The organism is Haemophilus sp. SZY H56 (assembly GCF_054332415.1).
Map to the genome: position 1 here is coordinate 11,109 of NZ_JBTGNX010000008.1, position 13,588 is coordinate 24,696.

Annotated in this window: 11 protein-coding genes; 7 read left to right on the forward strand and 4 right to left on the reverse strand. The window is 40.7% G+C overall.

Annotated features, from left to right (window positions below; genetic code table 11):
• The 5 genes from hybA (at position 1) to hybE (ending at position 5,027) form a co-directional block, all read left to right on the forward strand.
• Positions 1-1,041, forward strand: a complete 1,041-nt coding sequence (hybA, locus tag ACXVWP_RS07155) for a hydrogenase 2 operon protein HybA (RefSeq protein ID WP_128787941.1) — start codon at positions 1-3, stop codon at positions 1,039-1,041.
• Positions 1,034-2,260, forward strand: coding sequence for a Ni/Fe-hydrogenase cytochrome b subunit (hybB, locus tag ACXVWP_RS07160; RefSeq protein WP_128787940.1), 1,227 nt, complete (start codon positions 1,034-1,036; stop codon positions 2,258-2,260). The genes hybA and hybB overlap by 8 nt, the downstream gene beginning before the upstream one ends.
• Positions 2,260-3,969 (forward strand): hydrogenase 2 large subunit, encoded by a 1,710-nt coding sequence (hybC, locus tag ACXVWP_RS07165; protein ID WP_289902388.1) that lies wholly within the window; start codon positions 2,260-2,262, stop codon positions 3,967-3,969. The genes hybB and hybC overlap by 1 nt, the downstream gene beginning before the upstream one ends.
• Positions 3,969-4,448: a HyaD/HybD family hydrogenase maturation endopeptidase gene (locus ACXVWP_RS07170; RefSeq protein ID WP_070775115.1), complete on the forward strand. Its 480-nt coding sequence runs from the start codon at positions 3,969-3,971 to the stop codon at positions 4,446-4,448. The genes hybC and ACXVWP_RS07170 overlap by 1 nt, the downstream gene beginning before the upstream one ends.
• Before the next feature lie 69 nt (positions 4,449-4,517).
• On the forward strand, positions 4,518-5,027 hold the full coding sequence (gene hybE, locus ACXVWP_RS07175) for a hydrogenase-2 assembly chaperone (RefSeq protein ID WP_289902387.1): 510 nt from the start codon (positions 4,518-4,520) through the stop codon (positions 5,025-5,027).
• Between the two features lie 110 nt (positions 5,028-5,137).
• Here hybE and serA read toward each other — a convergent pair whose 3' ends face one another.
• From serA to lon, 4 genes are all read right to left on the reverse strand, one after another.
• Entirely contained in the window at positions 5,138-6,370 is a 1,233-nt protein-coding gene (serA, locus tag ACXVWP_RS07180; protein WP_297568669.1) for a phosphoglycerate dehydrogenase, read from the reverse strand.
• A 19-nt stretch (positions 6,371-6,389) separates the two neighbouring features.
• The gene (gene rpiA, locus ACXVWP_RS07185) at positions 6,390-7,049 is read right to left on the reverse strand and encodes a ribose-5-phosphate isomerase RpiA (RefSeq protein ID WP_126470083.1); all 660 of its coding nucleotides are present in this window, start codon (positions 7,047-7,049) and stop codon (positions 6,390-6,392) included.
• A gap of 109 nt (positions 7,050-7,158) precedes the next feature.
• Positions 7,159-8,307, reverse strand: coding sequence for a radical SAM family heme chaperone HemW (hemW, locus tag ACXVWP_RS07190; protein WP_126470081.1), 1,149 nt, complete (start codon positions 8,305-8,307; stop codon positions 7,159-7,161).
• A 48-nt stretch (positions 8,308-8,355) separates the two neighbouring features.
• Positions 8,356-10,773 (reverse strand): endopeptidase La, encoded by a 2,418-nt coding sequence (gene lon / locus ACXVWP_RS07195; RefSeq protein ID WP_289902385.1) that lies wholly within the window; start codon positions 10,771-10,773, stop codon positions 8,356-8,358.
• Positions 10,774-11,007: 234 nt separating this feature from the next.
• Here lon and ACXVWP_RS07200 point away from each other — a divergent pair, with 234 nt between their 5' ends.
• On the forward strand, positions 11,008-11,886 hold the full coding sequence (locus ACXVWP_RS07200; RefSeq protein WP_126470077.1) for a VirK/YbjX family protein: 879 nt from the start codon (positions 11,008-11,010) through the stop codon (positions 11,884-11,886).
• Between the two features lie 170 nt (positions 11,887-12,056).
• Positions 12,057-13,580 (forward strand): YfcC family protein, encoded by a 1,524-nt coding sequence (locus ACXVWP_RS07205; protein ID WP_126470075.1) that lies wholly within the window; start codon positions 12,057-12,059, stop codon positions 13,578-13,580.
• The last annotated feature ends 8 nt before the right edge of the window (positions 13,581-13,588 follow it).

The window sequence follows — 13,588 nt, forward strand, 5'->3', positions numbered from 1 at the left end:
ATGGATAGACGAAAATTTCTAAAAGCTGGTATGCTTGGCGGAATCGCTTCCTCCTTGCCTGTGTCGAGTGTGCAGGCAACGGAAACGGTTGAGCCCATTCCTGGCGCACTAGGAATGCTTTACGACTCTACCCTTTGCGTAGGTTGTCAAGCATGTGTAGCTGAATGTCAAAACGTAAACCACACACCTGTGAATCCAAAAGGTGATCAAACTTGGTCAAATAACGACAAACTCACTCCATTTACTCGTAACGTGATTCAAGTATGGAGTGATGGTGACGGCACAAATAAAGATAAAACAGAAAACGGCTATGCTTACGTGAAAAAACAATGTATGCATTGCGTTGATCCTAACTGTGTTGCGGTTTGCCCGGTTCAAGCCCTTACCAAAGATCCAAAAACCGGTATCGTAAAATATGATCCCGATATCTGTACTGGTTGCCGTTATTGCATGGTCGGCTGTCCTTTTGATGTGCCAAAATACGACTATGACAATCCATTCGGTGAAATCAGCAAATGTGAACTCTGTAACCAAAAAGGTGTTGAACGCTTAGATAAAGGCGAATTACCTGGTTGTTGTCATGTTTGCCCAACTGGTGCCATTATTTTTGGTACACGTGAAGAATTATTGGCTGAAGCTAAACGTCGTTTAAGCTTATTACGTGGTACTGAATATGATTACCCACGTCAACACGTCAATAGTACAGATAAATACCGTGCTACCGTACCGGCATATCAATATCACATCTACGGTGAAAAAGAAGGTGGTGGTACACAGGTGCTCGCCTTAAGTGGTGTACCTTTTGCTAATCTTGGTTTACCAGACTTAGATGAAGTTGCAACGGGTTCTCGTGCCGCGCATTTACAACACTTCTTGTATCGCGGTTTAGCCTTACCGTTAGTGGCACTTGCGGGTCTAACCTTTATGACTTACAAAAATATGCACGGCGATAAAATTGCTGAGCGTATTGCAGCACAAAAAGAAGCTATGCGTCAGGCACGCAAGGAAATGGAAGAAGCGGAGGATGAGCATCATGAGTAATCCACGTCCAGTGGGCGGTCGCCTTGTTTCTACCGCAATTCTCTTTTTTGCACCACTTGCCGTGCTTTGCGTTTTATTGATTTTAAAACGTTTAGTGTTTGGTATCGGTTCTGTAACCGCACTTAACGGCGGTTATCCTTGGGGTTTATGGATTGCCTTTGACTTACTTGTTGGTACAGGATTTGCCTGTGGCGGTTGGGCACTCGCTTGGACAGTGTATATTTTCAATAAAGGGAAATATCACGCTCTTGTTCGCCCAGCATTGCTTGCAAGTTTATTCGGCTATTCCCTTGGTGGTTTATCTATCACCATTGATATGGGACGTTATTGGCATTTGCCATATTTCTACATTCCAGGTCAGTTCAACACGAATTCCGTTCTATTTGAAACGGCATTTTGTATGACGGTGTATATTATCGTGGTGACCCTAGAATTTGCCCCTGTATGGCTTGGTTTCTTCGGCTTGAAAAAATGGTTTAATAAACTGAATAAAATCATGTTTTTCATTATTGCCTTGGGTGCCTTGTTACCAATGATGCACCAATCTTCAATGGGTTCCTTGATGATTGTGGCTGGTCATAAAGTACATCCAGTATGGCAAAGCTATGAAGTTTTACCGATACTCTCCTTACTGACTGCATTCATTATGGGCTTCTCTATCGTGATCTTTGAAGGCTCCTTAGTTAAAGCGGGTCTTGCAGGAAAAACGCCAGATGAACGTCATTTATTCACTCAACTTGCACGCGTTACCGCAGGATTAATTTTCTGTTTCTTAGCGGTGCGTTTTGGTGAGTTGATTTATCACGACAAACTGCAAATGGTTGTAGGTTTCGATAAATTAACTCAATTTGAAGCATGGATGTTCTGGATGGAAGTCTGGTTGATGGTATTACCATTACTAACCCTCTTCCTTGGGGAGAAAAAATCAGATTCCCGTTGGTTATTTATTTCGGCATTAAGCATGTTACTCGGTGCAGCATTATGGCGTATGAACTACTCGCTTATCATGTATAACCCGGGCAATGGTTATCAATATTTCCCATCAGCGGAAGAATTGCTTATTTCAATTGGCTTCGTTTCTATTGAAGTATGTGCCTATATTTTAATCATTCGTTTATTCCCTGTATTGCCGGTATTTAAAGAAAAACATACCGAAGACTCAGAAAAAATTATTGTCGAAAAAGCGGCATTCAGCAAAAAAGTTAGCGGAGCAGAATAATGTCAGAAAAAAAACGTATCTCAATTGACCCAATTACCCGTATTGAGGGTCATTTACGTATTGATTGCGAAATTGAAAATGGTGTCGTCACCAATGCTTGGTCCTCAGGAACCATGTGGCGTGGTATGGAAAATATCGTAAAAGGTGCCGACCCACGTGATGCATGGATGATTATGCAACGTATCTGTGGCGTATGTACCACAGTACACGCGATTATCAGCGTACGTGCCGTAGAAGATGCTATTGGTGCAAAAGTTCCCGTCAATGCACAGTACATTCGTAACATGATTCTTGCTGCACATAGTATCCATGACCATATCGTGCACTTCTATCAACTCTCTGCGATGGACTGGGTGGATATCACCGCTGCGCTACAAGCTGATCCTGAAAAAGCAGCAGATATGCTAAAAGGTGTCTCTACATGGTCATTAAACAGTGCTAACGAATTCCGCAATGTACAGAAAAAAATTCAAGCATTAGTGGATAGTGGACAACTTGGTATTTTCGCTAACGGTTACTTCGGTCACGCTGCAATGAAACTTCCACCAGAAGTCAACCTCATTGCCGTCGCGCACTATTTGCAAGCCCTTGAATGTCAACGTGATGCTAACCGTGTAGTCGCATTACTCGGTAGTAAAACACCACACATTCAAAACTTGGCGATTGGTGGTGTAGCAAACCCAATTAACTTAGATTCCCAAGCGGTACTAAACCAAGAACGTCTCATGTTCGTGAAAGCTTGTATCGATCGCTTAACTGACTTCATTAACCAAGTGTATAAAGTAGATGCAGCAGTATTTGCGGCTTACTATCCTGAATGGTTAAGCTTAGGCAAAACATCTGGCAACTACTTATCTGTACCAGAATACCCAATTGATGCAGATAACTCTAAATTCATGTTAAAAGGTGGTTATATCGAAAACGGCGATTTATCCACTTTCCGTCCTATCGACCAACAAAAAGATGAGTTCGTTGTAAAAGGAATCAAAGAGAGCGGTAAACACGCTTGGTACGAAGATGATGAACCATTAGAACCGTGGGCTGGTTTAACTCGTCCTAAATACACTGGATGGCAGGATGACGGTAAATATTCTTGGGTAAAAGCCCCAACCTTCTACGGAAAAATCGTTGAGGTAGGTCCTCTCGCCTATTTAATTTGCGGCTTGGCAGCGAATGACAAACCAACCGTTACCCATTTCAACGAATTAAAAGGCATTTATGAAAAATTAACCGGTAATACTCTAACCACCGATCAATTACATTCTACCCTTGGACGTATTATCGGCCGTACCGTGCATTGCTGTGCGATCAACGATATTTTAAGTGCTCAATGGCAAATGCTCATTGATAATATCGCTAAAGGTGATATGACGGCTTATATTAAAACGGATATTCCAGCAAACGGTGAATTCCGTGGTGTTGGTTTCGGTGAGGTACCGCGCGGTATGCTTTCTCACTGGGTGGTGATCAAAGACGGTCGCATTGAAAACTATCAAGCCGTTGTACCATCTACATGGAATGCAGGTCCACGTAACGAACAAGACCAAATGGGTCCTTATGAACTTTCCATTATTGGTACACCGGTGGCAGATCCAACTAAACCATTGGAAGTGGTCAGAACCATTCACTCTTTCGACCCTTGTATGTCTTGTGCCGTGCACGTAGTTAATACCGAAAATGGTGAAGTGACTGAAGTGAAGGTGTTGTAATGAAGCCGTTAATTCTAGGCGTCGGCAATATTTTGTTAAGTGATGAAGGTGTCGGTGTACGCGTTGTGCAGGAGCTTGAAAAACGTCCTGAAATTCAACCGCACTTTGACATCATCGATGGTGGTACTTGTGGCATGGAATTACTGGATGCGATGGCAAATCGCGAGCATTTGATTATTGTCGATGCCGTGCTTGCTAACAAACAACCAGGTGAAATTATCGTGTTACATGATGAGCAGGTGCCTACCTTTTTCTCTCGCAAAATTTCACCACATCAACTCGGCATTTGTGATGTACTTTCTGCAATGAAATTAACGGATGAATTCCCAAAACACCTTTGCCTCATCGGCATCCAACCAGAATCGCTAGAATCTGGAATTGGTTTGACGGAAACAATACAAAACGTGTTGCCAAAGGTTTTTGAAACGTTAAATCAAGTCATTAAGGAATACGGTTTGAATCTAGATTCCCCTCTTTAGAAAAGAGGGGGACTTTCTTTAAGATTTCACCTGCTATGCTTTAATCTTATTAATATTGAAAAATAAACCATGTATCGACACGAAAAAACACCTGAAAATTCTACCGCACTTTTAACCTCTGTCACCGGCTTTGAAGAAAACCCAACAGATATTTTCCTTACCGAAATGAAAAACATTGTGCCTGAAATGCAAGATCTCCCTTTCTATCACAAAGGCATTGAATGTTTTTGCCCTAAATTTGTTTTATTTGAAGACCAATGGATTGGTACAGTATTAACCCCGTGGCTGATGAGTGTGGTGATTCTGCCAGGTCCTCAACAACAATGGGAACCGCGTGAATTAGGTGATAAACTCACTGTTCAACTGCCGTACAAAGCGCTAACCTTCACCGTTAGTAGTCTTGAAAATGTACCGCAATATTTAAGCTGTTCCTTACATTCACCACTCGACCCGAATCTGACTAACGAACAAGCGGCTCAACTCACACAGGATTGTTTGCGTACGGTTTTATCCATACCAACCGCACAACCGACATTTAATTCTGATCGCCGCAATCTATTTAAAGCCATGATCAAATAAATGTAAGCCGCAAACAGTTAATAAAAATAGGCAAAGTAAGATAACCTTCTTTGCCCATTTTGCGTTCTATCCCACACAAAGTGCGGTCAGTTTTCGCTTAATTTTTGACATTAAAACAATACACGTGCTTTAATTGTACCTTCAATTTCACGAAGTTTAGCTAATAACGGGGATGCGTCATCTGTTTCGATATCCACGACGACATAACCAATTTTCGGATCGGTTTGTAAAAATTGCGCCGCAATATTGAGATTGGCTTCAACAAAAATTTGATTTAATTTGTTTAATACACCCGGACGGTTTTCGTGAATATGAAGTAAACGTTTTGTACCAATGTGTTCTGGTAAAGATACTTCTGGGAAATTCACGGAAGAAAGAGTTGAACCATTATCAGAATATTTCACAAATTTACCCGCAACTTCAAAACCAATGTTTTCTTGGGCTTCTGCGGTTGAACCACCGATATGCGGGGTCAAAATCACATTATCAAATTTACGTAATGGTGAAACAAACTCTTCATTGATTGAAGCGGGTTCAACAGGGAATACGTCAACCGCTGCACCACGAACTTTACCTTGCTCAAGCGCAGCTGCTAAAGCATCAATATCCACTACCATACCACGTGCCGCATTAATCAAAATTGAATCTTGTTTTAACTGTGCAATACGTTCAGCACTCATTAAATTTCGGGTTGAAGGTAAATCAGGTACATGAAGCGAAATCACATCACAAGAACCCAATAACTCTTCAAGTGTGTGCAATTGTTTAGCATTACCCAATGGTAATTTATTTTCGATATCGTAGAAATGCACCTCCATCCCTAAAGATTCCGCAATAATACTTAATTGCGAACCGATATGGCCATAGCCCACAATACCGAGTTTTTTACCACGTACTTCATGAGAACCCACGGCAGATTTATTCCATAAACCACGATGTACATCTGCATTCGCTTGAGGAATATTGCGCATTAAGAGTAAAATCTCACCCAACACTAATTCAGCCACAGAACGTGTATTGGAGAACGGGGCATTAAATACTGGAATCCCGCGCATTTTTGCCGCATCAAGATCCACTTGGTTGATACCGATACAGAAACAGCCAATGGCAATAAGTTTCGGCGCAGCTTCAATCATTTCCTTAGTCAAATTAGTACGAGAACGTAAGCCGATAAAATGCGCATCTTTAATGGCTTCTTTTAGCTCATCACCATCTAAGGCTTTTTTGTAAAAGTCGATATTGGTGTAGCCTGCGGCATGCAAGGTATCTAATGCACTTTGGTGCACGCCCTCTAATAGCACAAATTTAATTTTTGATTTGTCGAGTGACACTTTGTTTGTCATGTTTGCTTCCTTATTTTTATTAATCGATGACTTTTGCGCCTTCTGGTGTACCAACAATCACAATATCCGCACTGCGTAAGGCAAAAATACCATTTGTTACCACACCAGCTACGTTATTCAATTCTTTTTCCATTTCCACTGGATTTAAAATGGCGAAGTTATGTACATCTAAAATCACGTTACCGTTATCCGTTACTACACCTTCACGATATTCAGGCGCGCCGCCAAGAGAAACTAATTTACGACCGACTTGTGAACGTGCCATTGGAATGACTTCTACTGGTAATGGGAAGGTCGTACCCAAAACATCCACTTGTTTACTGGAATCCACGATACAAATAAATTTTTTCGCTAAAGCGGCCACAATTTTTTCGCGAGTCAATGCCGCACCGCCGCCTTTGATCATCATTTTTTGTGGATTGATTTCATCTGCGCCATCTACATAAATATCTAAACTGGATACATCGTTAGCACTAAACACTTCAATGCCCTGTTTACGCAATAATTCTTCTGAGGCTTTAGATGCGGCTACCGCACCTTGAATTTGATCTTTTAATTCACCTAAAGCTTCAATAAAACAATTCACTGTTGAGCCACTTCCTACACCAACAATCGTATCGGGTTTAACATATTTTAACGCTGCGCGTGCTGCTAATTTTTTCATTTCTAGTTGATCCATTTCTCTGTCCCTTTTAAATTTTGAATAATAACGTAAACGTTTGCTTTACTTTAATATGACCCTATTAAATAAACAAGTGTAAAAATTTATTCGTGATGATGAAAAAATTTTATTCATCTAAGAAAAGCGCTAATAGTTCGTTTAAAAATAATTTCCCATGTTCGGTGATCTGCCAATAATCAGGTGTTTCCACAATATAATTCTGCTGGATCGCAAAATCAATTTGATTTTTGACCGCACTTTGCGAAAGCCCTGTGTAATATTCAAACTCTTGTTTTGGCACGGCTTCCAATAAACGAAAACGATTCATAAAGAACTCAAAAGCGCGGTCATTTTTTTCCACGTATTTTTCTTCATAAAGATATTCACCACGCAAATAGCCTTTTGGATGCTTCGTTTTAGAAAAACGTAAAATATCGCCATCAGGAAAAGTCAGTTTTCCATGTGCACCACAACCTATCGCCAAATAATCCCCGAATCGCCAATAATTCAGATTGTGCTGACATTGAAAGCCCGGCTTTGCATAAGCGGATGTTTCATATTGTTGATAACCCGCTTCGGTTAAAAGCTGATGGCCTTGCTCAAAAATATCCCAAAGCTCATCATCATCCGGCAATGTAGGCGGGCGATAAGCAAACATGGTATTCGGTTCAATGGTGAGCTGATACCAAGAAAGGTGTGGTGGAGCAAGCTCAATGGCTTGTCGCAAATCATCTAGCGCTTCCTCAAGTGCTTGATTTGGCAAGCCGTGCATTAAATCTAGATTGAAACTTTTTAACCCAGAAACTTTCGCTAAACTGACCGCACTTTTAGCTTCCTCCGCATTATGAATACGTCCTAAACGTTGTAATTTATCGTCATTAAAACTTTGGATGCCCATGGAAATACGTGTTACACCAGCATCCACATAGCCTTTAAAACGCTCCGCCTCCACTGTGCCTGGATTAGCTTCCATAGTTATTTCAATATTCTCTGAAAAAGGAATACGACGTTGAATTTCTGCCAATAACAACTTGATACTTTCCGCTGAAAATAAACTCGGCGTGCCACCACCAATAAAAATTGAATGGAGTGGACGATTTTGAATACTAGCCTGATATTTCTCTAAGTCTGCCTCAAGATCGGCGATCAGATGTTGCACATATTCTTGTTCAGGAATTGCGCCTTTCTGTGCATGCGAATTGAAATCACAATAAGGGCATTTCTGCACACACCAGGGAATATGCACATAAAGGGAAAGAGGGGGAAATTTTTGCATAATTAAAAGTCAAAAGGGCTTGTTTTCACAAGCCCTAAAAATGAGTCATTAATTGACCGCTCTTGCTGTTTTAGTCGCAGCTTTACGGCGTGGTGCTTTCGCTTTCGTTTCCACTTTCACGAACTCAATGCCTTCTGGTGGATTTTCTAACGCTAAGCCTAACACTTCATCAATGGTTTCTACCGCATGAATCGCAAGATTTTCTTTTACGTTACCAGGAATTTCTTCCAAATCTTTCACGTTATCTTTTGGAATCAATACGGTTTTAATGCCACCACGATGTGCCGCAAGTAATTTTTCTTTCAATCCGCCAATTGGTAATACTTTACCGCGTAGGCTGATTTCACCAGTCATCGCGACATCGGCACGCACTGGGTTACCCGTTAAGCAAGAAACCAATGCCGTACACATTGCAATACCTGCACTTGGGCCATCTTTCGGTGTTGCGCCATCTGGTACGTGAATGTGAATATCACGTTTTTCATGGAATTCAGAATTGATACCCAATTTTTCAGCACGTGCACGGACTACGGTCATGGCTGCTTGGATAGATTCTTTCATCACATCGCCTAATGAACCGGTGAAGGTTAATTTGCCTTTACCTACTACTGAAGCAGTTTCAATGGTTAGTAAGTCACCACCCACTTCTGTCCACGCAAGGCCTGTTACTTCGCCCACACGGTTTTGGGTATCCGCTTTACCAAATTCAAAACGTTTCACACCAAGATAGTCATGCAAGTTGTCTGAATTAACGGTAATCGATTTCACTTTTGGATTGACCAATAAATTCTTCACTGCTTTACGACAGATTTTAGAAATCTCACGCTCTAATCCACGCACACCAGCTTCACGGGTGTAATAACGGATAATATCTAAAATCGCGTTTTCTTCGATGGTTAATTCGCCTTTTTTCAATCCATTACGTTCAATTTGTTTTTGTAACAAATGTTGCATCGCAATATTCAGTTTTTCATCTTCGGTATAACCAGAAAGACGAATCACTTCCATACGATCTAACAATGGACCTGGAATATTCATGGAATTTGAGGTTGCCACAAACATCACATCAGACAAATCGTAGTCCACTTCAAGATAGTGATCGTTGAAGGTGGTATTTTGTTCTGGATCAAGCACTTCTAACAAGGCTGATGCGGGATCACCACGCATATCCGAAGACATTTTATCAATTTCATCAAGCAAGAAGAGTGGGTTTTTCACACCAACTTTTGCCATTTTTTGAATCAATTTACCCGGCAATGCACCAATATAGGTTTTACGGTGACCGCGGATTTCTGCTTCATCGCGTACCCCACCTAATGCCATGCGTACATATTTACGACCTGTTGCATTCGCAATAGATTGACCCAGTGAGGTTTTACCTACCCCTGGCGGCCCCACTAAGCAAAGGATTGGTCCTTTGATTTTGTTTAAACGCGCTTGCACCGCAAGGTATTCTAAAATACGTTCTTTCACTCGTTCTAAACCATAGTGATCCGCATCTAAAACCTGTTGAGCTTTTGCGATATCTTTCTTCACTTTGGTACGTTTATGCCATGGCACTTGAAGCATCCATTCAATATAGCTACGCACCACTGTCGCTTCAGCCGACATTGCTGACATCATTTTGAGTTTTTGTAACTCGCTTTCTACTTTATCACGCACATCTGCTGGCATACCTGCCGCTTCGACCTTTTGACGAAGTTGCTCAACTTCATCAATAGTATCTTCGCTTTCGCCTTCGTCCATTTCTTTGCGAATCGCTTTAATTTGTTCGCTAAGATAATAGTTACGCTGACTTTTCTCCATTTGTTTTTTCACACGGCCGCGGATGCGTTTTTCAACTTGAAGAATATCTGCTTCAGATTCCATCATGCCGAGCAAGTATTCTAAACGCTCTTGCACATCTGCCAGTTCTAACACGCTTTGTTTATGGCGAACGGTCACTGGAATATGCGCAGCCATGGTATCTGCTAAACGATCAGCATCATCAATGCGTTGAAGCGCACCTAAAACATCTGCAGGGATTTTTTTATTAAGTTGCAGATAACTTTCAAATTCATTTAAAACGGCTGCCTTCACCACATCTAATTCTTTTTCATCGCCAAACGTGGTTTCAATCGGTGTGACTTCCGCAGAAAAATGGTCTTCACCATCATTTAATTGATTGATTTTCGCGCGCTGTTGCCCTTCCACCAACACTTTCACTGTGCCGTCTGGCAATTTTAATAATTGAATAATATTGGCAATCGTCCCGACATCGAATACATCATCAACGGTAGGTTCTTCTAAATCAGCCTGCTTTTGTGACACCAATAATAATTGTTTGCACTCATTCATGGCTTCATCAAGGGCGCTAATCGATTTTGCGCGCCCAACAAAAAGTGGCATCACCATATAAGGGAAAACGACAACATCCCGTAATGGCAATACAGGAAGTGTACGTTGTTGAGTTCTTTTGGCGTTCATAGTTATCTCTCTTACATCAATTCTATAATTTCATTGAATATGGGGATGAGTTGCATAAATTCAAGGTAGGATTTGGCATATTAAGGAGAAATCGAAAAATAGGCAAGTAAAGAACCACCTTTATTGATGGTTAATTGGAAAAACCATGGAATACAGGTACAATAAGTGCGGTTAAAAATCAGCATGATTTTACCTAATAAAAACGTTTGAAAAAATAACCGCACTTTACCCATTATGACAGCAAAACAAACTATTACTTTCGCGACCTTTCAAGAATTACTGCCCGATTCTTGTAATCATCCATTAAAAAAACAATTAAGGGATAAAGCCCGTTATTATGGACGCAAATTTTTATTTAAAAAACAATGTGATGCATTGGTTAATTTCTTAAATACAAACCAAACTTGGATTCCGCTTTTTCAACAAAATCCATATCGTTTTAATGCATTGCTCGCAACCTATTGTGACAAACGTTTTTCTGCAACAGAGCGACTCAATGCCATTACCAATAGTCTGTTAATGCTTGAAGAAAAAATGGGCGTAGAATTTTGTAAAAAATTGCTACAAGAAAAATCCCTTTTATTGGCACAATTAACAGATCAGCTTGGTATCTATTTCAATATCAACCAGATTGATCCTTTTGAAGGTTATTTTTCCATTAACTTAAAAGATAATGATGGGCGTAGCATTTATGATGCTTCTTTCACCTTCTTAAAGCCAAATAAATTACTTATCGCCTCAATTCAAGGCCCTTCTTATGAAGAGGCGCAAGAAGCGGTAAAACAAACCACAAAAGAATTACACGGTGTTCGTCCAATGTTTATGTTGATGAATGTTTTCCGCTTACTAGCTGAAAAATGGCAATATGAATTAATCGGTATTCCTCACACTTCACAAGGTAAATACCGTTTATCTGCACGCAGTAAAATTCTATTCAATTACGATGAATTCTGGCAAGAAAACCAAGGGCAATTAAAAGGTCAATATTGGCAATTACCGCTTGAAAGCACCCGCAAACCACTGGAAGAAATCGCCAGCAAAAAACGTTCTATGTATCGAAAACGTTATGAAATGTTGGATGATTTGAGTGAAAAAATTACTCAATTTTCCTAAATAAAATAGACTTAAGCCAGGTTTAATGACAACCGAGCCTGGCCTAGGTAAACGATTGCTCACCCTGATATTATTGTTTTTATAAAAAACCACTCTTTGCTTTGAGGTTCTTTTTATGTAGAATACGCGCTCGGCTTATCCACTAATCCGAACACTAGGAGTTCTCCATAATGGAAACATCAAAGAAAAAGATGAAGTTCCCTTCTGCATTTAGCATTCTCTTTATTATTCTTCTTATTGCTATTGGTCTTACTTGGCTTATTCCCTCAGGGTCCTACTCTAAACTTTCCTACGACAACACCGAACATCATTTTATTGTCAAAACCCACGGAATTCCCGATCAAAGCTATCCAGCAACAGAACAAACGCTTAATCAACTCAATATCAAAATTCAACTTTCTCATTTCACCAACGGCATTATCAAAAAGCCGATTGCTATCCCCGATACCTATCAACGCATTGAACAACACGAAAAAGGCATTACAGATATGATTCACGCCATGGTGGATGGCACCATTGAAGTCGCGGATATTATGATTTTTATCTTCATACTCGGTGGAATGATTGGTGTGATAAACAAAACAGGAGCATTCAATGCCGGATTAATGTCTCTCACCAAAAAAACGAAAGGAAATGAATTCTCCGTTGTCTTTGCTGTCTGTGTGTTAATGCTGTTAGGCGGTACGGCTTGTGGCATTGAGGAAGAAGCAGTAGCCTTCTACCCAATTCTTGTTCCTGTCTTTTTAGCCTTAGGCTATGATTCCATTGTCTGTGTTGGTGCCATATTCCTCGCCGCCTCAATGGGAACGGCATTCTCTACAATCAATCCCTTCTCCGTTGTCATTGCCTCAAATGCTGCGGGTATTCCATTCACGGAAGGAATGGGATTTCGTACATTGGGACTTATTCTTGGTGGTGCGTGTGTGATTGCTTACATGTATTGGTATTGTAAAAAACTGCGTGCCAATCCTGAATTTTCTTATACGTATGACGATCGCCAAGCCTTCTATGATCTCTATATGAAAGATATCGATCCCAATGCAACCGTTGAATTTACCTTTAGAAGAAAACTGATTCTGATTCTATTTAGTGGCGCCTTTCCTCTCATGGTATGGGGTGTTATGTTTGGGGGCTGGTGGTTTCCTCAAATGGCGGCTTCCTTCCTAGCCATAACCATTATTATTATGTTCATCAGCGGATTGCCTGAAAAAGATGTCGTAAATGGGTTTACTCATGGCGCCTCTGAATTAGTCGGCGTCGCATTGATTATCGGACTCGCTCGAGCAGTCAATATCATTCTGGAACAAGGAATGATTTCAGACACGATTCTCGATTATATGACACATCTTGTCGGTGGAATGAATGGTGGCGTCTTTATTATTGGTCAGCTCTTGGTCTTCATTTTCTTAGGGTTAGTTGTACCTTCATCTTCAGGTCTTGCCGTACTCGCCATGCCAATTATGGCTCCGCTGGCTGATACCGTTGGCATCCCGAGAGACATTGTTGTATCGGCTTACAACTGGGGACAATATATTATGTTGTTCCTCGCACCGACAGGATTAGTCCTTGTCACGCTACAAATGCTTGGTATTCCATTCAACAAATGGTTGAAATTTGTCATGCCGATCGTAGGCTGTCAGTTTGTTATCTCATCGATACTTCTTCTCGTTCAAGTATTTATGTATGCACAATAAGCTATAAA

Coding starts and splice junctions, on each gene's coding strand:
- hybE (WP_289902387.1), top strand. CDS start 4,518: ATGTATCGACACGAAAAAACACCTGAAAATTCTACCGCACTTTTAACC.
- hemW (WP_126470081.1), bottom strand. CDS start 8,307: ATGCAAAAATTTCCCCCTCTTTCCCTTTATGTGCATATTCCCTGGTGT.
- hybA (WP_128787941.1), top strand. CDS start 1: ATGGATAGACGAAAATTTCTAAAAGCTGGTATGCTTGGCGGAATCGCT.
- hybC (WP_289902388.1), top strand. CDS start 2,260: ATGTCAGAAAAAAAACGTATCTCAATTGACCCAATTACCCGTATTGAG.
- lon (WP_289902385.1), bottom strand. CDS start 10,773: ATGAACGCCAAAAGAACTCAACAACGTACACTTCCTGTATTGCCATTA.
- rpiA (WP_126470083.1), bottom strand. CDS start 7,049: ATGGATCAACTAGAAATGAAAAAATTAGCAGCACGCGCAGCGTTAAAA.
- ACXVWP_RS07205 (WP_126470075.1), top strand. CDS start 12,057: ATGGAAACATCAAAGAAAAAGATGAAGTTCCCTTCTGCATTTAGCATT.
- serA (WP_297568669.1), bottom strand. CDS start 6,370: ATGACAAACAAAGTGTCACTCGACAAATCAAAAATTAAATTTGTGCTA.
- ACXVWP_RS07170 (WP_070775115.1), top strand. CDS start 3,969: ATGAAGCCGTTAATTCTAGGCGTCGGCAATATTTTGTTAAGTGATGAA.
- hybB (WP_128787940.1), top strand. CDS start 1,034: ATGAGTAATCCACGTCCAGTGGGCGGTCGCCTTGTTTCTACCGCAATT.
- ACXVWP_RS07200 (WP_126470077.1), top strand. CDS start 11,008: ATGACAGCAAAACAAACTATTACTTTCGCGACCTTTCAAGAATTACTG.